The sequence below is a fragment of the Chryseobacterium cucumeris genome (assembly GCF_001593385.1).
In the GTDB taxonomy this organism is placed as follows: domain Bacteria; phylum Bacteroidota; class Bacteroidia; order Flavobacteriales; family Weeksellaceae; genus Chryseobacterium; species Chryseobacterium cucumeris.
Map to the genome: position 1 here is coordinate 173765 of NZ_LUVZ01000001.1, position 20315 is coordinate 194079.

The window sequence follows — 20315 nt, forward strand, 5'->3', positions numbered from 1 at the left end:
TTGTGTTTTTTTAAGGTCTCCATCCGTGGAGACCTTTTTATTTTCAATAATATCATAATTGAATATTGACTAATGAAGTGGAAAAACGGGCGAAATGTGAAATATTTTCTTATTTAATTCAGTTGATTGCTTTTCTTTAAAGGAATGTACGAAGTTTTATAATGTTAATAACTCCCCTTTTTTAATAATTTCAAACTGTTTTTATAAAGATTAAAAAAACTATTGAATGGTTTTAATAAAATCAGTGGGCCTGAATTTCATCACAGAATAAAAACTTCTGGTATAAGCCTGAACACTCTTGTACCCTACTTCATAAGCTGTTTCTGAAATGGTAAGATTTCCGGAACTCAAATATTCCAGACTCTTGATGATACGAAGCATTTGCTGATATTTGCTTAAAGTAAGACCTGTTTCTTTTTTGAAAATACGCTCCAGAGTACGGAAAGATAAAAGTGCTGTATCACTCAGGTCTTCCATTTTGATCTCATTTCGGTAATGACTGTGGAGATGTTCTATGACTTTAGCAAGGCGTTTATCTTTGGGAAGACTAATATGAAGAGTCAGGGAATGTTCTACAAACCGTGGAAGTTCGTTGAACAATGCTTTCAGAAACAAGCTTTCATGATGATCCGGAGTCATCAGCTTAGACCATTTCTCTGCATATTTTATCATTTCCTTTAAAACCGGAGGAACAGAAAATACCTTCACATCTTGATAAAAAGATTCTTGGATACTGATCTCCGCAAACATGATCATCAGTTTGATCTTTTCAGAATGGGAATTGGTTTTATGGACTGCATTTGGTGGGATCCATACGGCATGATTTTGAGGGAGGAGATAGATTTTTTCTTCGATAGTTATGTACTGGAAACCACTCTCTACATACACGAGCTGCCCTTTCTGATGGTGATGCAGAACATTATCATGCACCCAGTTTTCTTCAAACCATACAAAATAAGGCTTTTTCAGTTCATCTATTTTTATACTGTCATTAGCATTCATGTCGTTTCAGGTTAAAACTTTGGCAAAATTAAACAAAATTACTGTGCTAATTTTGTACAAAAGTTTTTATTATGATGAAGAATGAAGTAAAAAAGAATGCTTCGTATGTTTTATTAATTATTAATGTTCTGGTAGTTATACTTATTTCCAGCAATCTCCGTTCACCGATTGTGGCGGTTGCTCCTGTACTTGGAGAAGTAAGGGAGGCTTTGAAACTGGATAATTTTCAGGTGAGTCTGCTTACTTCTATTCCCCTGTTTATGTTTGCCGCCTGTTCTGTACTGGTGAGCAGATTTTCCAATAAGTTTGGAATCAGTAAACTGCTTATGTATTCTCTGATTATTCTAAGTTTTGGATTATTCTTGCGAATCAGTGGATCTCTATGGCTTTTGTTTTTAGGATCTCTATTCATTGGTTTAGGAATATGCATTGGAAATGTAGTCACTCCGGGATATGTTAAGAATAATTTTCCGAAGCAGATAGGTCTTATGACAGGAATTTTTGCGGTATCGATGAATCTTACAGCAGCTTTAGCTTCCGGATTCAGTGTGAAAATAGGAGAACTGACAGGTTTTGGATGGAAAGGCTCTCTGGGAATATGGCTGGTGATTGCCGCATTAGGTTTCCTTGTTTTATCATTGGAATTTATATTTAACAAAAGAAATCCGGCTCCACCTAAAACAGCGCTCAGTATTTCAGATTTTAATATGTTCAAATCTGCCCAGGCATGGAATATCAGTATTTTTATGGGACTGCAGTCTTTATTTTATTATTGCCTGGTAGCATGGCTTCCTTCATTTCTTGCGGATTTTCATATGCAGGGAGAAAGCTCCGGCTGGGTGTTTTTTGTAATTCAGATTACCATGATTCCTGTGACGTTTTGCTGTCCGATTATTGCCAGTAAAATGAAAGACCAGAGACTTATGATCCTTTTCATATGTACCCTGATGTTCAGCAGTACAATGATGTTTGTCTTTCTGAAATCTCAGTGGATTTATGGGAATGCGGTGATAATTGGTATTTCTAATGGATTATCTTTCAGTTTGTCAATTCTTTTCTTTTCTACAAGAACGAAAAGCAGTATCAATGCCGTTAAGATATCAGGAATGGCTCAGTCTGTAGGATATCTGATTGCAGCGTTCGGGCCTCCGTTGTTTGGAAAACTTCATGATTGGGATACTTCCTGGAACAGTTCATTCTATTTGTTAAGCTGTGCGGTAATACTGATGCTGTATTTTGGATTGAAAGCAGCGAGAAATAAATATGTTGAGGATTAGGATAGTCAAAGGTCAGGTGACACGTCTTTTATTGCTGGATGCTACCCATTCTTCTTTTTGGCATTTCGGGCAGCGTCCGGCATTACCCTCTCTTTTATGTTCAGTATACCCACAGAATATACAAGAGTAATGTCTTTCCTCACGAATATATCGTAACGGATTATGTAATGAGCCTGGCATAATAGGAAGTCCATACCTTACAAATTCATCTTCTAAAAAAAATACACTGATTTCTCCTGATATTTCTTCTATAGCCATTTCAATTTGGCCAAGTTGCGAAATTCCCTTTAGTCTCAGCTCTGCAAAGAATTCGTCACTCCCAAGGTTTTCTTTTTGAAAGTTTTTAATGGAGAATTCTCCATTTTCTACCAGGCAGATGGATTTTCCTTCCACCAGATTTTCAAAACTTTTACTTTTTCCGATAAAATGCGTCACAATAGAATATAGAAGAATAATAACAATAAAAACAATAAGGGACGAAATAATTCCAACATCTTTATTAAACATAGGATCTCCTGCTGCCGATCCCAGGCCAATAATGACTACCAATTCAAAGATTGAGAGTTGTTTTACCCCTCTTTTTCCTAAAATTCTAAGTCCGATGATGATGGCAATGAACATAATCATGGTACGAAGAATGATCTCCAAGAGAAAAGACCATTCTTCGTGTCCCAATAATAATTCTTTCCAATCAAGATTTAAGAGAAAAACTGACAGCATATAAATTATTTATCAGGAAATATTCAAAAAATAAGCCATAACTCCTGTTATTTATTCACATCTGTTTCAAACTCGCCTCTTCTCCGTCTTTCAATATGAAACATTGATTTTCGAGTCCTTTTTCTGTTATTTTTCCCTGAATAAATTTCCGGTCTTCTCTGCAATGGCTTACCGCTTCCAGATGGGTTACCCAAACAGTAGAATCCGGTGCATATTCACAGACCTTTACAATGTCTTCACTGGTCATAATAATAGGATCTCCCACAGAGAAAGTGGCGGCTCCTCCGGCAACAATAATGTGCTGTGGTTGGTGTTTGTCAATTTCTGATGCAATTTCATCATACCAAATCGTGTCTCCTGCTATGTAAACGGATTCATTTTCTTTTTTAAAAACAAAACCATTTACGATACCCATTTTTTCTCCTATTTCTCCGGTTCCATGTTGTCCTTTCGTGGCAGATATCTCAATATTTTTCCACTGAATCTTATTATTCACAGCAATAATATTGGTAAATCCCTGTGCAGCAATGTGGTCTGCAATAATATCCGAACAGATGATCGGAATATTTTTATCAAGAAGTCCGACGGCTGCAGGATCCCAATGATCAGGATGAAGATGGGTGACGACAACAGCATCAATTTCTTTTAATCTTTTATTTAATTCTTCTTTATTAAAAGGCAGATCTGTAAGTGGGTTCAGTAATTCACTGTCCGTCATAGGCATTTTCCCCATAGAGTCTTTTTCACCCAGCATAGGATCTACAAGGACGGAAATTCCATCAATATTTAATAGCAATGTTGCATTGCGCCATAATTGTAATTTCATTTTGAGTATGTTTGTAGAACAAAGCTATTACCCGATGAGGGTAAAACAATCGAAGGTTACCAAAAGGTTAACCACAAATATTCAACTGTGTTATGAATTTCGAAGAATTTAAAAACTGTGGATTAAGAAGAAGCCTGAATATTCTTTCAGGGAAATGGAAGCCTCTGATCCTGCACAATCTTTTTGAAGAAGATCGGGTACGTTTTGTAGAACTTTGGCGGAATATGCCCCGGGTTTCCAAGAAAGTATTGGCAGAACAGCTGAAACAGTTGGAAGAAGACCTTATTATTGAAAGGATTGAAGTTTATAATTTCCCACCGGAAGTCTATTATAAATTAACAGAGAAAGGACAAAAACTGGGACCTATTCTTTCCGAACTTCATTTATGGGGAAATGAATTGGGATAAAATTATTTTTAAATATTTTATATATTGTTGAAAAAAAACTAATAACAATTTTTTACAAATGAAAAGAATCATTATTTTGATCTCCTGCGCAATAGGCACATGGGTAACTGCACAGATAGTGCCACCACCAACGATTCAAAGATCCAACACAACATCCCGCGGCCTAACTGTCAATTCAAGAAAAGGAACATTAATTGAAAAGAAAATCATCAATTTAGGTAAATTTAAAAACCTGAATATTCAAAAAATTGTAACGAAAGATATTTCTGACAATTCATCGGATACTTTTCTTGGAATTATGTATGAATATGAAACCTTTGATGAAATCTCCAAAAAGACACTTACTATTGACAAAAATGAATTGGGAAAACTGATTCAGGCTCTTCAGATGGTAGAACAGAAAGAAAATGAAAAGGCTGGCCAGGAAACCAGATATAAGTTTGTAACGATGAGTAATATTGAATTCGGAAGTGTTTATCGTGAAAAACTTTCTTCATGGGTGAATTATATCAAAATTCCATCCAATCATTTTAATCAGAACTTGCTGGAATTCAATAAAGATGAATTAAAAGAATTGATTGCTATTTTGAAGAAATCAGAACAGGATATTTAAAAAATACCGGCACTGGCATTCAACATAAAAACCTTATAGGTCCTGGAAACCTATAAGGTATATTAAAAAAATTAAAAATAATTATTACCGGACCGGATCTTTTATTCTCTAAACTGATCCAGTACCTCCGTAATATTCTGATAGACAAAATCCAATTCTTCCGATGTAATACAATATGGAGGAACCAGATAGATTACATTTCCTAACGGCCTCATAATAATTCCTCTCTGTAAGAATTCATTGTAAAGCTTCTTCCCTATTTCATTGAAATAAGAAGTATCATTCCCGGTTTTAAAATCGAACGCTAAAATAGTTCCGATCTGACGAACCTTTTCTACATGAGGATGCAAAGCAAGTACTTTCACAAACTCTGAATGTTGATGAGTGATGCGGTTAATATTCATTTGAGTTTCATTTGTCAATAGTAATTCCATACTGGCAAGTGCCGCGGTACAGGCTAGAGGATTAGCTGTAAACGAATGCCCGTGAAATAAGGTTTTATAACGGTCTTCAGAAAGGAAAGCCTCATAAATTTCATTGGAGCAGGTTGTAATTCCCATAGGCATCGTTCCTCCTGTCAATCCTTTTGAAAAACACATAATATCCGGCTTTTCCGTAAGATAATCTGCTGCGAAAAGTTTACCTGTTCTTCCAAACCCTGTAAAAACTTCATCCTGGATCATGAGAACGCCTTCTTCTCTACAGAATTTCATTAGCTGGCTTAGGTCTTCAGCTTTATACATCAGCATTCCGGCAGCCCCCTGAACTAATGGCTCATAGATAAAACAAGCCGCCTCATCCGCTAATTCTTTAATCTGTCTCCGCAGACTTTTCAGGTTTTCTGCATTGGGTGTATCTATAAAAACAACTTCAAACAACATACTTTCAAAAGGTCTTGTCCAAAAGCTTTTTCCACTTACAGACATAGCCCCGAAAGTATCTCCGTGATACGCATTTTTAAAAGCTAAAATCTTTGTCTTCTTTTTCTCTTTATTGTATGCATATTGAATACACATTTTTAAAGCAACTTCTACTGCGGTAGAGCCGTTATCCGAATAAAAGACCTTTTCCTGGTTATCAGGCAGAAGTCTCAGTAAATTTTCTGAAAGCTGTATTGCCGGCTCATGGGTAAATCCTGCGAAAATCACCTGTTCCAGTGTATTCAACTGTTCAAAAACACGTTGTGCAATATAAGGATGAGAATGGCCGTGCAATGTTACCCACCATGATGAAACGACATCCAGATATTTTTTTCCTTCGGTATCATACAGATAAATTCCTTTTCCTTTTACAATAGGAATGGCATCATCAGCTGTTTTCATCTGCGTGTACGGATGCCAGTTCACCGCTTTATCTCTCTCCTGCAGACTGATTTCTTTGGTTAATGTATTCATATATTGATCTAAAAAGTAATAAGTGATGGAGATGGATTTAACAATAATTTAGTTGAATATGTTGGCGTAAATGTTGTATTGATCGCAAAGACGCAAAGTTTTATTATAGATTGCGTGTGATATTTAAGGACGCAAGAAAATATTGCTTACTAAGCTTTTGCGCCTTTGCGTTTTCCAACTTATAGAGCAGTTTATAAAAGTTCAAAAACCAGTTTTATAATAAGCACTATAATACCAATAATCCAGCTCATCACTCATTATTTATCGTTTATAATTTACTAGCAGCATGTTTCTTTTTTCATCATAGGTTTCAATCCTAAGGTCTGCAGCATCTGCATATCTTCAGAAACTCCCGGATTTGGTGTTACCAGTAAAGTTTCTCTTTCTCCCGTGAAAATGGAATTGGCTCCTGCCATAAAGCACCATGCCTGTTCTGTTTCAGTCATTTCTATACGTCCTGCGCTTAATCTCACCATAGAAGATGGCATTACGATTCTTGCTGTGGCAATCATTCTTACCATTTCCCACGTATCTACTTTTTCATTATCCGCTAATGGTGTTCCCGCTACCCTTGCTAATGCATTAATTGGAACGGATTCCGGATGTTTTGGCATTGTTGCCAATGTTAAAAGCATTGAAATTCTGTCTCTATGCGTTTCACCAAGTCCGATAATTCCTCCGGAACATACTGTGATTCCTGCTTTTCTTACATTGTTGATCGTATTGATCCTGTTGTCAAAAGTTCTGGTAGAGATGATCTCCTCATAATACTGTTCAGAAGTATCAAGGTTGTGGTTGTACGCATATAATCCGGCTTCCTGAAGTCTGATCGCCTGTTCTTCGGTAAGCATTCCCAATGTACAGCAAACTTCAAGGCCAAGATCATTGACTCCTTTTACCATATCAATCACCCTGTCAAAATCGCGGTTATTACGAACTTCACGCCATGCTGCTGCCATACAAAATCTTGAAGATCCCGAGTCTTTTGCTTTTTGAGCGTGAGCAATTACAGTTTCTGTAGGTAATAAAGCCTGTACTTTAATATCCGTGTGATAACGGGCTGCCTGCCCACAATAGGAGCAGTCTTCAGGACATCCGCCGGTTTTGATAGATAATAATGTTGAAATCTGTACTTCGGAAGGATCATGCCATTCGCGGTGTACTGTGGCTGCTTTATAGATCAGTTCCATTAGAGGAAGGTGATAAATTTCCTCGATCTCTTCTTTAGTCCAGTTATTTCTCAATGTTGTTTTTGTATCCATTATCCTATTTTTGTTATTGTTAATTGCTTTGCAGCATGTTGTATAGATTCCTTATCCGTACTGTTGATTTCGGGAATCTTTATAATTTTTGTTTCTTTTTCAATAAAACTGCAGATCACTCTTTCTGTATCTTCGGGGAAATCTCCGTTAAGAATTAAATATTCCAACTTAATTCCTCTCTGTTGTAAAGCTAAAATTGAGAGCAGGCTATGATTGATGCAGCCTAAATAATTTCTGACTACCAATGCTGTCGGAATGTTTAATTCTTCAATAAGATCTATCATAAAAGTAGTATCTGATATGGGTACCATAAGCCCTCCTGCTCCTTCTACAATCAGAGGATTTGCTGTATTGGGGAGTTGAAAATCATTCAGATTGATGGTTATATTTTCTTCTCTTGCAGACTGATGTGGTGATGCAGCCAGTTGTAAGCGGTAAGTTTCCGGATGACAAAAGTTGGTATCTGTCCATGCTTCAATTTTATGACTGTCTGTATAGTGCAGATCTCCTGATTGTATCGGTTTCCAGTATTCTGTTTTAAAATGCTGAACCAAAACGGCTGAGCAAACTGTTTTTCCTATTTCGGTTCCTATTCCTGTTATAAATAATTTCATGTTTTGAGATTCGGGGTTCGGGATTCGTGTTACGGGTTTTGAATCTTTTTTGCTTTAAATAAACTCTTTAATAATTCCCGTCAGTTTCATAATTTCTTCTTCTGTATTAAAGCTATGAAGGCATATTCTCAACCTTTCGCTTCCTTCTTTTACTGTAGGACTGTATATAGCATAGGTTAAAAATCCTTCTTCAGATAAAATGTTCTGTAATTCTTTCAGTTTGTGATTATCCGGAATTAGAATAGCCTGCACTGGACTTGTTTCTGCCGATGGAGACTGTAATTTACTGCTTCGGAAAACTTTGATGTTATTCTGAAGTTTTTCAGCCAGTTCATGATTTTGATCTAAAAATTCATATCCTGTTTTGATGCTCATCCATTGGAAATCCTGTGCTGATGTGGTATAAATGAAAGGACTTGCAAAATTGATCAGGTAAGATTTCACTGTTTCATTACAGAGAATAGCTGCTCCATGAGCCCCGAGAGCTTTTCCATAGGTCACCACAGCTGCTGAAACATGGTTCTGTAACTGTAATTTTTCAATCAATCCATATCCAAAAACGCCGAAGGCGTGGGCTTCATCAACAATCAAAGAAGATTTATATTTGCTGGCAAGGGCAGCGATTTCCTGAACAGGAGCAAAATCTCCTTCCATCGAATAAAGACTTTCTATTGCAATATAACAATGTCCTTTCTGTCTTTTTAAAATATTTTCAAGATCTTCGATATCATTGTGTTTGAATTTCAGTTTTTTAGCATTGGATAGTTTGCAACCATCATGTACTGACCGATGAATTTGTTCGTCCACAATAATGGCATCATGACGGCTGGGAAGCGTTGAAAACAAAGCAAGGTTGGCATTATATCCGGATGGGAAGAGCAATGCCGATTCAAAATGATGTTTCTGCGCAATCTCATTTTCCACGGAAACTGCGATATCACTGTTTCCGCTAATTAACCTTGAACCTGTGCTTCCCGAAAGCAGTTGAGGGTTATCGATAATCTTTTGCAGCAGTAATTGTTGAAGGTCTTTACTTTTTGCAAACCCCAGATAATCATTGGAATAAAAATCAATTCCATCGGATAGAAGCCTTAAACTTCTTAAGGTTCCTTTGTCTCTTCGTTTATCAAGGGATTCCTGAAAAGGTAAAGTATTGCTAAGCATAATTTAATTGAGCTACTTCTTCTGTAATCGCATTAATCCACTCTTTATGCAGTTCTTTTTCTATGTCCAGAATATGATCTGCATGGTGTTTCCAGTCTGGTGAGAATTCATTGAGCTGATGAATCATTTCTTCCAGATGTCCTTCTTCTTCAAGGATAATAGATTTTACCATAATTTTAGAAGAAGCTTCGGTAAGTGCCTGCTGATAAACAGGGTAAAGTTCATCCGCCCGAACCTCAATAGCATAGGTTACGAAAAGATAGGCAGCATATTTGATATCTGTTTTATTAAGTTGGAAAGCTTCCTGAAGATAACGACAGGCTTTAATATCTAATGAGTGAAGATATTGGCTTGTTGCGATAGGAGCCAGAAGTTCTGTGCTTTCATAGGTTTTGCATAATTCAGGGTTTATTTTCCCAATCTGCTTTTTTAAATAATAGGCGTGGCGGTGCTCTTCAGCAGCATGTTTCAGCTGGATTTGAGAAACTAATGTTGGATGTTCACATTTTGATATTTTTCTTGCACCGGCATTTTCCATAAATGAAAGCGTGTTCAGCCATTTGGCGTGGATACTTCCTTCCTGTACAATTTTTTTTAACAGATGATGAAATTCCATAGATTTTTATTTTGATGTCAAAAGTAGTATATTGCCGGATGGTTATACTGTGCCAGTTTTGATATTATGGATAGTCCGGTTAAGATTCCTTACGAAAGTTTTATAAAAATTGATAGAAAATCAGAAACATCTATCTATATGCAGATTGCCAACCAGCTGATCAATGCAATTCAGCGGGGATTTTTGCCTTTCGGAACCAAGCTTCCGGGGACAAGAACTTTCAGTGAAATGCTGGAAATCCATAGAAATACGGCCGTTGCAGTATATGATGAATTATCAGCCCAGGGCTGGACGGAGAGTTTTCCCAACAAAGGAACTTTTGTTATTGGAAAAGATCAGGAAAAACCTGTTAAATTGAATGATTTTAAGCAAAATAACCTTCAAAATTACCCTGTTTCGACTGGTTTTTCATTTAAAACATCCAATATTTTAGATAATCCTTTCGAGCATTCCAATTGTGAATATGTCTTTAATGATGGGGTTCCGGATATTCGTTTGACGCAGATAGGGCAGCATTCAAGATTTTACAGTTCTATTTTAAAACGTAAATCTAACCAAAAAGCGTTTGGACATTATAATCATGACGGAAGTGAATTTTTTAAAGAACATTTATCCCAATACCTGAATCTTTCCCGTGGACTTCCTATTTCTAAGAACAATCTTCTCATTACCAGAAGCACGGAAATGAGTATTTATATTGTTTCCGAGATTCTTCTTTCCAAAGGTGACACCGTATTGGTGGGAGCTTTGAGTTATTTCTCCGTCAATATGATCTTTATGAAAGCTGGTGTTGACATTGTTTCAATTCCGATTGATGAAGAAGGAATTATAGTAGAAAGCGTACGGGAAGCCTGTAAAAAGCAGAAAATCCGGATGCTTTATCTGACACCGCACCACCACTATCCTACTACAGTTGCTTTGAGCGCTCAAAGACGTTTCGAGTTGCTGGAACTAGCCAATGAGTATGGATTTATTATTCTTGAAGATGATTACGATTATGAATTTCATTACGATAAAAGTCCAATTCTTCCTTTAGCCAGTGCTGATACCAACGGAATGGTGATCTATATCGGTTCTTTCGGGAAATCTCTGGCACCGGGATTCAGGACAGGATTTATTGTGGCTCCTGAGAATCTGATGACAGAAATGCGTAAATACCTGGGAATTATAGACCGTCAAGGCGATATTCTGATGGAAAGAGCACTTGGAGAAATGATTGCAGAAGGAGAAATCAACCGTTATCTGAAGAAATCTTTGAAAGTTTATCAGGAAAGGCGTGATTATTTTTCCGGATTGCTGGAAGAGAATCTAGGTGAGTTTATCTCTTTTGAAAAACCCTCCGGTGGACTGGCTATATGGCTGGAATGGAATATTCCGCTGAACCTGATGCAGCTGAGTAGAAATTGTGCGAAGGACAATCTTTTTATTCCTAAAACATTGTTATATCAGAATAAAGGGCTTACGGCTATTCGTTTAGGTTTCGGAGATCTGAATGTTGAAGAGATGAATAAAGGAATTGAGGTGTTTTCAAAAAATGTGAAGGGATTGATTGGGTGATGAGATCTCTCGCCGATTGAATAAATTACGGCTTCACTTACTGAAAATCTTTGATTTTCTTGCGTCTTAAAAATGCATTAATATTAAAAAACTTGCGCCTTTGTGACTTTCCAAAAAAAAGATTATCTTATTTTTGAACGCGAAGGCGCAAATAATGACCAAAACAATGTGTTTTAAGGCGCGAGGATTTTATATGCGATAAAATTGATACTGTATATTCTTGCTTTGAATAGTAAAAGTGAAGAGGCTACGTCAAAGTGTCATTCTGAACGAAATGAAATGTAGTGAAGAATCTCTTAGTTAAATTATAATGAGATTCTTCCTTCGTCAGAATGACAAAGCCACAAAAACCACGTCATTTGACTTTTGAGATAACCTCTTCTCTTTATTAATGATGAGAAGGAAAAATTATTTTGTTTTTCTTATGCTTCGGTTGCTTCTTTTTTCTGTTTAAGTAGATGATAAAACCGGTGATGGGAAGTGAAGTTGCAATAATAGCTGCCAGAAAATAAATAATTCTGGTAGTTATTCCCAGAATACTTCCGGTGTGAAGATCGTAATTTCTTTCCCTTAATGCGGTTCCATATCCGGTATTTTTGTTTTTATAAGATTGAGATTTTAAAACTTCTCCTGAATACTGATCAAAATTAAACTGTTCATTCCTGTATTGTCTTGCGTCATAGGTCAACTCTGCATAATAAGTTCCTTCTTCCGATCTCGGAAAATTGACAAGTGCTGATTTTTTGTCTTTCATCCCTTTTTCCATGGTATTTCCAATGAGATTGAGAATGTTTTTTCGGTTTGAAAATTCTTCGGAAGGAATTGTACTTTTGGCTTTCTTTTCTGTTGGAATGTTTCCGTTCAGTGTATTCTTTACCCATTTATCTACATCTTCAAAGCTCCATATCAATGCAGAATAAGATATTAAAAGTAAAGGAATGATGGCATAGAATCCTAAGACATTATGAGCGTCATAATTGATTCTTTTCCAGTTGGCCGATATTTTAATGAAAAACATTCCTTTCAGCATGCTTTTGCTAATTTTACGGGGATACCATATCACAAGCCCTGATAGAAGAATCACAGCAAATATCAGTGTGGAATAACCGGTAATTGCTTTTCCTATTTTCTCACCCAGCAAAAGTCTTCTGTGAAGATCCAGTACAATTTCAAAGAAGTCCTTTTTGGCATCTTCTACTTCCTGTACTTTTCCGGTATAAGGATCCACATAAATCCGGTAATAATAAAGATAGGTTCCCCAATACGTCCATGCTTCATTGTCCATTTTTAAGGTACGAAATACATACGTTCGTGAGGGATCGGAAGGCATCACTACCCTTTTGACTTTCAATCCTTCAGGAAGTACTTTTTCTGCTTTTTCCGTAAGTTCAGCCAATGAAAGTTTGTTTCTTCCAATGTTTTCAACATAATATCGGTTGGGGTGAACAATATGTTTTAATTCTTCTTCAAAAGCCAGGATACATCCTGTAGCAGCCATGATAACAACTATAAGCCCGGACGTTAGTCCGAGCCATAGATGTAACTGATAGGCAATTTTTCTGAATTTCAGCTTCATTCTTAAAATTTAAAGCTTACCTCAGCAACAAAATTCCGAGGCATCTGAGCGACAACCACTCCCTGCCCTGCAAAATATTGTGCATTCCCCAGGTTGTTCATTTTAAATCCTAATCTGTATCTTTCTTTTTCAAGGGAAATGGAAGCATTCACTAAAGTATAGGCAGGAAATACAAATTGTCCGGTAACCACTTTATTTCCGGTAATCTGTTTTCCAACACGATTTACCCCGAAACCAATTCCTAGTCCCTGAAGTCCTTTGATCGGAAGAATATAACTGATCCATGAATTGAATACATTGGCAGGACCTGCAGATTCCGGACGGCGTCCATCTACAGCGGGATCAGCCTTTTCATATCTGCTGTGATTGTAGCTATATCCGGCCATAATATTTAATCCCTGAACAGGGTTCATGATAGTTTCGATTTCAATCCCTTTGCTTCTTTGCTTTCCATCCTGAACAACAATATTGTATTCTTTTCCGTCACGGATCACTCCGGTTCCTCTCTGGATATTATCAACAAGGATATCATAGTATCCAACCGTGAAATTCACTTTATTCCTCCAAAGATTTCCCTTGATTCCTACTTCCCACTGATTGGCCATCTGTGGTTTCATATCTCCGCTATAGTCCGGTAACTGCTGGGTAACAGGAGCTGTATAGCTGAAGCCGTTCATATAGTTCCCATAGGCAGATAGCTGATCTTTAACGATCTGATATACAATTCCTACTTTTGGAGACCATGCAGTCTGACTGAAATCACCGGTACGTTTGTTATCATTCAGATTAAGCTGTCCTTTACTTTCGTAATGATCCATACGCAAGCTTAAAAGCGTAATCAAACGGTCCGTAATATAAGTGACGTTTGAAATATAGGCTCCATAAAGGTTGGATGCGGAATTATTTCTCACTAAAGGTGTTTTGCCTGCCTGAATGGCTGCCTGTGTAAATGCCTGGATTTTTTGAAGGGCAAGATCTTTAGAAATATTCGGGTATCCTTCTAAGCTTTGTCCGTTGACATTATCAAAGACTACAATTGGAGAATGGTTATTATTGATTGTCTGATTCAGATAATCCAATCCGATCAATACTTTATTTTTAATTTTCCCGATATTAAATTGTCCATTGAAGTTCTGCTGAACACTTGTAGAAGAAGCTTCAGAGTTCTGCCACTGTACATTACGTTCCAGCAGGGCATCACTGGTTGTCCCTCTGATAAACTGGTATTGATATAATCCTTCCGTTTTTCTGAAGTTTCTTGAAAGTAAGGTTTGCGAAGTCCATTGATCTGAAATTTTGTAATTAGCCTCTGCTTTTACGTTAATAGATGGCGCTTTTAAGGTCATATCATTGTTGGAATATGATCTTTTCCAGTCAAAGCCTAGTTCATCAGGATTATGGGCAAAATATTGCCTTGTTCTCGGAAGGAAAATAATCGGAGTATTTGTTCCTTCATAATTGTAAATCTGAGCTCCCAGGTTAAATTTCAATCTTTCATTAACCTGGTAGCTTACAGTTGGGGCTACAAAGAATGATTTTCTGAATTCGGAATCCCTGAAACCATTCTGATACTGATACGCTGCATTTAAACGGAATAACATATTTCTGGATTCTGTAATCGGTCCATAAACATCAGCGGTAACACGGTTCAGGTTGTAGCTTCCCATCAGATAAGAAGCTTCTCCTCCGAAATAATCTTTCGGTTTTTTGGTTACTGCGTTAATCAAACCTCCAAAAGAAGTTACAGAACCTCCATACAACGTTCCTGAAGGTCCTTTGATGACTTCAAGACGTTCAATATCGGAAGGATCAATCTCACCATTGGTATTGGCTGGTACACCATCTACCATCGATACTTTGGTAGGAAAACCTCTGAGGCTGTAGTAAAAACTTCCGTCTCCGGAACCTCTTCCCGGGCTTCCCTGCATTTTTACCATACCCGGAACATTTTTCAATACTTCCGAAATATCGTAAGTAAGCTGTTCTTTCATGATCTGCTGGTTGATGCTTGTATAAGCCTGTGGATTTTCAAGAACTTTCAAAGGCATTTTGGCCACTGAAGTACTGTCTTTATCCAGAAATTTATTTCTGCTTACTGCATATACGGTAATTCCCTCAATTACATTATTGTGTAACGAGGCATAGATTGCAGGGATTTCATAGACATCTTTCTGGATGTGGATGGGTTCCCTCATCAGTTCAATGTCATTTAAAACCACCTGAAGCGTATATTCTCCAGGTGGCACATTTTCAAAGTAATATTCTCCTAAATTATTGGTTTTTGCCTGATAAGACGTATTGACAAGTCTTAAAACAGCATTTTTTACCGGTGCTTTTTCAGACAGCATGATTTTGCCATGAACTCTGTCGCCCTGCTGTGCAGAAAGCGAATTGGAAGATAAAGCAAGACCAAGAAGTAATATAAGGGTTTTAGATGTTTTCATGCTGTAATTTTTGTAACAGGGGATAGTTTATTTTACCGTTTTGTGATAAAGGGAATGATTCTATACGTTCTGTGCGTACATATTGTGGATTAATACGCAGTTTATTTTTAATGGTTTCAGTGATGATCTGAGGATCTATTTCCGGATTGTCATACAATACCACAATTTTTTTATCATTGGCATTCAGACATACGAAAGTATTGCCCTGCATTTCATTTTTAAGGATAAATTCTACCTCATCCAGATTAAGACGTATTCCGAAAAGCTTCATGATACGTTTTATTCTTCCTGTGATATAATACATCCCGTTTTCACCTTTTCTGGCGGTATCTCCGGTATGCAGTACAGAAGGCTGCTCGTACGTTGTCAAATCTTCCAGCTTATTGGCGTAGCCTCCGAAAATACTGATGTGTGAAAAGAGAAGTTCATCGGTTTCAGGATCAATTCTGAAACTTCCGTTGTGTACGGGCGCTCCGATGGAGGTTTCTCCCTCCAGCAATCCTTCTGTAGTAAGATAAGCCATTCTTCCTCCAGCCTCAGTCTGGCCGTATTGTGCAAAGAAATCTTTTTTAAATTCATGACAATAAGAGAAAATCGTTTTTCTCAATTCCGCGTTAATTACTCCGCCGGTATGGGTAAAATACCTCAGACCTGGAGAATCTTTTCTGAAGAATCCTATTCTGTTCAGATTTTCATAAAGAAAGGGAACTCCACCCAAAGTACTGTAACCGTACTCCTCCATTTCATCCCAGAATGCTTTCTGCATAATGTCTTTATCCGTACAGACAATTCTTCCGGCACGCATGCAGTTGGTGGTGAAAATAGAGAATCCGTACACAAAGTTGATCGGAACGTTTAAAGGAACTACATCCGTTTTCTGAATCGGCATATACTGAAGGATGCTCAATGCGTTCTGATAAAGACTTTCATCAGATAATTTCACCAGTTTTGGAACACCTGTTGTCCCTGAAGTACTCAAAAGGATTTTGATGTCAGGGTGAATGGTAACTTCACTCTTATAATCATCCTTTGCGAAGATGCTGATGTTGTCTGAGAATGCTTTCAGAGTATATCCTTCAATAGCTTCTCTTTGTGGGTCAAAGATGTATTTCGGACGGTATTCTGCCTCAATACGTTCTTTGAATTCTTCATGCAGTTTCTGTCCCAGTACCGCAATCGTGTGCGCTGTTCCGTAAAAATTGAGAAGCACCTCAATGCTTGGCAGCTGATTGTCATTGTATAAAAAGAGCAGCCCTTTTTCTACGGGGTTTAAGCCTAAAGACCGGTACAGTGTTCCCACCGGTATTGTTGTACCGGTGGAAGCATCTGTAAACGCCAGGTTCTTATTGGCAATTACATTTTCTAAAATTTTCATAGGCTTAGTTTTCTACGAATACATCGTATTTTTTCATTTTTTCACGAATCTTGCCGACGGTCCCCATCTCCAGAATATCATTAAAATCAAATTTGATCTGATAAAACTGTTCAAGCGCTTCTACAATAAGAAGGTGGGACATAGAATCCCATTCCGGGATTTCCTGATACGTAAGCTTTTCATCTACCAGTTCTTTTTTTATAGCGATGGCAGAGGCGATAATTTCATAAAATTCTTCTGTAGTGTTCATTTTAAATTTTTATAGTTTTCCATTTTCCATTTTTAAAAATCATTAGGAATAGCACAGCTAAAACAATCTCCGAAGAAACGATAGCGGTAAATATTCCTCTCAGTTCCCAATGAAGTCTTACCCCTAAGAGATAAGCCATAGGAAGCTGTATCACATAAAACATGACGATATACAGCAGGGTAACCTGCATGATATTTCCGGCTGCATTCAAGGCACGGCTGATGACCATGGTGAATCCTAACAGCAGATAAGCCATTGATACCACGTGGATGTACTGCACCGCATATCCTGCAACTTCAGGTTCTGTAGTGAAAAATTTCACCACATATTCCGCAGCAATCTGCCAGAATAAGGCTACAATGACCAGATAAGTCATGTTGATGGTTCCGGCTCTCCATACTGTTTTTTCAGCACGTTCCGGTTCTCCGGCACCGAGATTCTGTCCTGTAAGCACTCCTGCTGCGTTTCCTATTCCCCAGGCAGGCATTGTTGCCACCGAAGCAATACGCTGGGCAATAATATATCCTGCAAGCGCTGTAGTTCCGAAAGTGGAGATGATCTTCACCATGATCAGCCAGCTGGATGTTGGGATGATATACTGAACCAATCCTCCAAAGGCGAGTTTCAGAATCTTCTGCAGCAATGGAATATCAAGCTGTAAAGGAACTCTGATACTGATGCTGGTTTTTCCTGTGGCGAATATGAATGCCTGGTATAAAACTCCTAATGTTCTTGATAAAACTGTAGCATATGCCAATCCCATCAATCCGAAAGCAGGAATAAATCCTAATCCGAAAACAAGGATCACTGCAAAAATGATATTCGAAATATGACAGATCCAAAGTGATTTCATGGCAATATCAGCATCACCAGCCCCTCTGAAAAGCCCATTGACAGAAAGACGGAGAATCACAAGCCCGATACTCAGGAAGACCAGTCTCGAGAAAGAAACTCCTTCGGTCACCGTACTGACATTGATTCCCAGAAAATCAACAATTTCTGATGCGAAAAAGCAGGAAATCCCACCAATAAGCACTGCAAAAAACAGCGCCAGCAAGATGATGTATTGGGCGGTTCTTCCCATTCCTTCTTTATCTTTTTCACCCGCTCTTCTGGCGGTAAGAGTTGCTGCTGCAATTCCCAAACCTACTGCAATGGCATAGGCGAAGTTGATGTAGTTATCAGTAATTCCCACAAGCCCAAGAACCTTGTCGCCTAATTTTGCAATAATCAATAGATTGACACTCACAAAAACAGATTCCATGACAAGTTCCATCACCATGGGAATGGCAAGACTAAAGATGGAACGGTTGATACTTCCGGAAGTCAGTTCAACTTTCTTTCCGGCTATGGCTCCATACGTAAAAACCGCTCCTTCTTTTAGTATATGCAGGAATTTCCTCATACTGCTGCTACTGAATTTTTATTGGCAATCTGATACAGCGGATTAGGCAGCGCTCCGTCTTTTCTCGGAATGGCAAATGCCTTGTTTTCACTGTAACCGTTATTTTTCAGACGCAGACTGTTAATATAGAATCTTTTGAATACCGGCACATACAGGTCATATTTTTCGTATCGTTCCTGAAGGTGGGTATTCTCAGCTTTATAATTTTCTACACAGTTGTGAACCAGTTCCCAGAATGTTTCTTCATTAAAGTTGGAATACGTATGCAATACATTCGACAGATATCTGAAGAAAGCATCAAAAACGCCCAGCAAAATAAACAACGGGATATTTTCTTTGTTGGAAGACTGGATCAAACCGTCAGCAAGGTGTGCAGGAAGCTTTTCTCTGGCTTCTGTAGTAAGTACAATATCATCCACAAAGTCTTTGATGACGATTCTCTTCGGAACTCCGTTCTTCAGAACCACCATAATGTTTTCTCCGTGCGGCGTTACGCATAATGAGTGCGTGTAATAGATATGCAATAAAGGGGTAAGATAAGCATCAAGATAGCTTTCAATCCATTTTTCAATGCTCAGTCTTGCTTTTTCTGCAAAGGCCTGGACCAATGGAACTCCACTTTCGTCTACGTACAGTAAAGAAGCCATCGTCACCATCTGTTCATCCTCTTTCAGATAGTTTTCAGCACTTTCTCTCCATAATGCGCCAAGGAATTCATTATACTGGTAGGGTACGCTGGCAATAGATCCGTATTGAGGGTGCAGATAAGTAATAGCAGCCTCTTCTCTCAGGAAAATAGTTTCTTTATTTTCCAGATAGGCGTCATCTTTTATTAAACCTTTTACCCAATCTGTAATGGCTGGAGCAATTTTCATCTGCTTGGGTGATAATCCTCTGATATTCCCTGTGCTCAGAATAGAAACAGCCGTTTTCAGGTATCTTTTTTTAGGATGATCTACATTGAATAAAGTACGGATACTCTGCTGCGGACTGTACGTATCACTACCCTCACCTAACTGGATTAAAAGTCCGGAAGCAATATCTCCGGCAAAATGAATCTGAAGCTTATGCTCCCACTGCCATGGATGTACAGGGATAAAATAATAATCTTCAACAATTTTTCCTTCGCTGATCAGTTGCTGCTGAAAATCATTATACAGCAGGTCTCCTACTTCGGAACGATAAAACTCATCTCTGTCAATATGTTCCAAAGCCTGGAATGATGATCTGCTTTTATGGGAAGCCAGCCAGATCACTTTTAGATTCTCATCGGCTTCAGGGGCAAATGTTTTCAGGTCTTTTGGAGAAAAACCTAACCGGCTTTTGTTCACAATTACCCAAGGATGTCCGGTCATATTATGCTCTACAGTTTGATAATCCGCATCCGCAAGATCTTTTGAAGACATCACTCCTCTTGATAAGATTAAAGCATCACAATACAAAGTATGCAGTAATTCTTCTGTATATCTTGCAATGGTATAAGGGTCTAAGTCAAAAACTGATTGCATTTCCAGAAAGAAGGCTGCTACATCTACCGAAGACAGATCTTCACCGTTTTCTGTTTTTGTAATGCTGTCTTTATCAATATGCCAGTAATCCATCATTCTTTCCTGTCCGCGGAAGCTGTAGACAATATTTTCAACTCCGGTTTCAAGGGTAAAAACAGTATATCCGTTTTTATTTTCAAAGGTTACCACAGGTTTTAGAAGCTCTTCGTGCATCAATTCTGCGATGGTTTTGGCCATTAGGTTTCTGTTGGCCTGATTCCAGTTTTCCTGGCTTATTGTATTTTTTAAGTTGGTGTTCATTTTTT

At 37.9% G+C, this 20315-nt stretch carries 18 protein-coding genes; 4 read left to right on the forward strand and 14 right to left on the reverse strand.

Going from position 1 to position 20315, the window contains the following annotated elements:
- Positions 1 to 219: 219 nt before the first annotated feature.
- Positions 220 to 1002 carry an AraC family transcriptional regulator gene (locus A1704_RS00780; RefSeq protein WP_062669532.1) on the reverse strand — a complete coding sequence of 261 codons (783 nt, stop codon included), beginning with the start codon at positions 1000 to 1002 and terminating at the stop codon, positions 220 to 222.
- Between the two features lie 71 nt (positions 1003 to 1073).
- Between A1704_RS00780 and A1704_RS00785 the strand changes: the two genes are divergently transcribed.
- Complete coding sequence (locus A1704_RS00785) at positions 1074 to 2279, forward strand: CynX/NimT family MFS transporter (protein WP_238590559.1); 1206 nt, start codon at positions 1074 to 1076, stop codon at positions 2277 to 2279.
- A gap of 12 nt (positions 2280 to 2291) precedes the next feature.
- Here A1704_RS00785 and A1704_RS00790 read toward each other — a convergent pair whose 3' ends face one another.
- Both A1704_RS00790 and A1704_RS00795 read right to left on the reverse strand, forming a co-directional pair.
- Entirely contained in the window at positions 2292 to 2999 is a 708-nt protein-coding gene (locus A1704_RS00790; protein ID WP_062669536.1) for a DUF421 domain-containing protein, read from the reverse strand.
- A gap of 55 nt (positions 3000 to 3054) precedes the next feature.
- A complete protein-coding gene (locus A1704_RS00795) occupies positions 3055 to 3825 on the reverse strand; it encodes an MBL fold metallo-hydrolase (protein WP_062669538.1) in 771 nt (256 codons plus the stop codon).
- A 92-nt stretch (positions 3826 to 3917) separates the two neighbouring features.
- Between A1704_RS00795 and A1704_RS00800 the strand changes: the two genes are divergently transcribed.
- Positions 3918 to 4232, forward strand: coding sequence for a winged helix-turn-helix transcriptional regulator (locus A1704_RS00800; protein ID WP_062669540.1), 315 nt, complete (start codon positions 3918 to 3920; stop codon positions 4230 to 4232).
- Positions 4233 to 4290: 58 nt separating this feature from the next.
- The gene (locus A1704_RS00805) at positions 4291 to 4845 is read left to right on the forward strand and encodes a hypothetical protein (RefSeq protein WP_062669542.1); all 555 of its coding nucleotides are present in this window, start codon (positions 4291 to 4293) and stop codon (positions 4843 to 4845) included.
- A gap of 101 nt (positions 4846 to 4946) precedes the next feature.
- Here A1704_RS00805 and bioA read toward each other — a convergent pair whose 3' ends face one another.
- From bioA to A1704_RS00830, 5 genes are all read right to left on the reverse strand, one after another.
- Entirely contained in the window at positions 4947 to 6239 is a 1293-nt protein-coding gene (bioA, locus tag A1704_RS00810; RefSeq protein ID WP_062669545.1) for an adenosylmethionine--8-amino-7-oxononanoate transaminase, read from the reverse strand.
- Between the two features lie 278 nt (positions 6240 to 6517).
- Positions 6518 to 7501 (reverse strand): biotin synthase BioB, encoded by a 984-nt coding sequence (bioB, locus tag A1704_RS00815; protein WP_062669547.1) that lies wholly within the window; start codon positions 7499 to 7501, stop codon positions 6518 to 6520.
- Positions 7501 to 8115: a dethiobiotin synthase gene (gene bioD / locus A1704_RS00820; RefSeq protein ID WP_062669549.1), complete on the reverse strand. Its 615-nt coding sequence runs from the start codon at positions 8113 to 8115 to the stop codon at positions 7501 to 7503. The genes bioB and bioD overlap by 1 nt, the downstream gene beginning before the upstream one ends.
- Before the next feature lie 54 nt (positions 8116 to 8169).
- Positions 8170 to 9279: an aminotransferase class I/II-fold pyridoxal phosphate-dependent enzyme gene (locus A1704_RS00825; protein ID WP_062669551.1), complete on the reverse strand. Its 1110-nt coding sequence runs from the start codon at positions 9277 to 9279 to the stop codon at positions 8170 to 8172.
- Positions 9272 to 9895: a hypothetical protein gene (locus A1704_RS00830; RefSeq protein ID WP_062669553.1), complete on the reverse strand. Its 624-nt coding sequence runs from the start codon at positions 9893 to 9895 to the stop codon at positions 9272 to 9274. The genes A1704_RS00825 and A1704_RS00830 overlap by 8 nt, the downstream gene beginning before the upstream one ends.
- Before the next feature lie 66 nt (positions 9896 to 9961).
- Here A1704_RS00830 and A1704_RS00835 point away from each other — a divergent pair, with 66 nt between their 5' ends.
- The gene (locus A1704_RS00835) at positions 9962 to 11452 is read left to right on the forward strand and encodes an aminotransferase-like domain-containing protein (protein WP_062669555.1); all 1491 of its coding nucleotides are present in this window, start codon (positions 9962 to 9964) and stop codon (positions 11450 to 11452) included.
- Between the two features lie 388 nt (positions 11453 to 11840).
- Here A1704_RS00835 and A1704_RS00840 read toward each other — a convergent pair whose 3' ends face one another.
- The 6 genes from A1704_RS00840 to A1704_RS00865 are packed head-to-tail and all read right to left on the reverse strand — an operon-like array spanning position 11841 to position 20310.
- The gene (locus A1704_RS00840) at positions 11841 to 13028 is read right to left on the reverse strand and encodes a PepSY-associated TM helix domain-containing protein (protein WP_062669557.1); all 1188 of its coding nucleotides are present in this window, start codon (positions 13026 to 13028) and stop codon (positions 11841 to 11843) included.
- Between the two features lie 2 nt (positions 13029 to 13030).
- On the reverse strand, positions 13031 to 15472 hold the full coding sequence (locus A1704_RS00845) for a TonB-dependent receptor (RefSeq protein WP_174525189.1): 2442 nt from the start codon (positions 15470 to 15472) through the stop codon (positions 13031 to 13033).
- Positions 15459 to 16847, reverse strand: coding sequence for an AMP-binding protein (locus tag A1704_RS00850; RefSeq protein WP_062669559.1), 1389 nt, complete (start codon positions 16845 to 16847; stop codon positions 15459 to 15461). The genes A1704_RS00845 and A1704_RS00850 overlap by 14 nt, the downstream gene beginning before the upstream one ends.
- 4 nt (positions 16848 to 16851) lie before the next feature.
- Positions 16852 to 17097 carry an acyl carrier protein gene (locus A1704_RS00855; RefSeq protein WP_002979498.1) on the reverse strand — a complete coding sequence of 82 codons (246 nt, stop codon included), beginning with the start codon at positions 17095 to 17097 and terminating at the stop codon, positions 16852 to 16854.
- Position 17098: 1 nt separating this feature from the next.
- On the reverse strand, positions 17099 to 18502 hold the full coding sequence (locus A1704_RS00860; protein ID WP_062669562.1) for an MATE family efflux transporter: 1404 nt from the start codon (positions 18500 to 18502) through the stop codon (positions 17099 to 17101).
- Entirely contained in the window at positions 18499 to 20310 is a 1812-nt protein-coding gene (locus A1704_RS00865) for an IucA/IucC family protein (RefSeq protein ID WP_062671522.1), read from the reverse strand. The genes A1704_RS00860 and A1704_RS00865 overlap by 4 nt, the downstream gene beginning before the upstream one ends.
- Between the last annotated feature and the right edge of the window lie 5 nt (positions 20311 to 20315).

Coding starts and splice junctions, on each gene's coding strand:
- A1704_RS00785 (WP_238590559.1), top strand. CDS start 1,074: ATGATGAAGAATGAAGTAAAAAAGAATGCTTCGTATGTTTTATTAATT.
- A1704_RS00835 (WP_062669555.1), top strand. CDS start 9,962: ATGGATAGTCCGGTTAAGATTCCTTACGAAAGTTTTATAAAAATTGAT.
- bioB (WP_062669547.1), bottom strand. CDS start 7,501: ATGGATACAAAAACAACATTGAGAAATAACTGGACTAAAGAAGAGATC.
- A1704_RS00805 (WP_062669542.1), top strand. CDS start 4,291: ATGAAAAGAATCATTATTTTGATCTCCTGCGCAATAGGCACATGGGTA.
- A1704_RS00825 (WP_062669551.1), bottom strand. CDS start 9,279: ATGCTTAGCAATACTTTACCTTTTCAGGAATCCCTTGATAAACGAAGA.
- A1704_RS00780 (WP_062669532.1), bottom strand. CDS start 1,002: ATGAATGCTAATGACAGTATAAAAATAGATGAACTGAAAAAGCCTTAT.
- A1704_RS00855 (WP_002979498.1), bottom strand. CDS start 17,097: ATGAACACTACAGAAGAATTTTATGAAATTATCGCCTCTGCCATCGCT.
- A1704_RS00860 (WP_062669562.1), bottom strand. CDS start 18,502: ATGAGGAAATTCCTGCATATACTAAAAGAAGGAGCGGTTTTTACGTAT.
- bioA (WP_062669545.1), bottom strand. CDS start 6,239: ATGAATACATTAACCAAAGAAATCAGTCTGCAGGAGAGAGATAAAGCG.
- A1704_RS00790 (WP_062669536.1), bottom strand. CDS start 2,999: ATGCTGTCAGTTTTTCTCTTAAATCTTGATTGGAAAGAATTATTATTG.
- A1704_RS00840 (WP_062669557.1), bottom strand. CDS start 13,028: ATGAAGCTGAAATTCAGAAAAATTGCCTATCAGTTACATCTATGGCTC.
- bioD (WP_062669549.1), bottom strand. CDS start 8,115: ATGAAATTATTTATAACAGGAATAGGAACCGAAATAGGAAAAACAGTT.
- A1704_RS00850 (WP_062669559.1), bottom strand. CDS start 16,847: ATGAAAATTTTAGAAAATGTAATTGCCAATAAGAACCTGGCGTTTACA.
- A1704_RS00845 (WP_174525189.1), bottom strand. CDS start 15,472: ATGAAAACATCTAAAACCCTTATATTACTTCTTGGTCTTGCTTTATCT.
- A1704_RS00795 (WP_062669538.1), bottom strand. CDS start 3,825: ATGAAATTACAATTATGGCGCAATGCAACATTGCTATTAAATATTGAT.
- A1704_RS00800 (WP_062669540.1), top strand. CDS start 3,918: ATGAATTTCGAAGAATTTAAAAACTGTGGATTAAGAAGAAGCCTGAAT.
- A1704_RS00830 (WP_062669553.1), bottom strand. CDS start 9,895: ATGGAATTTCATCATCTGTTAAAAAAAATTGTACAGGAAGGAAGTATC.
- A1704_RS00865 (WP_062671522.1), bottom strand. CDS start 20,310: ATGAACACCAACTTAAAAAATACAATAAGCCAGGAAAACTGGAATCAG.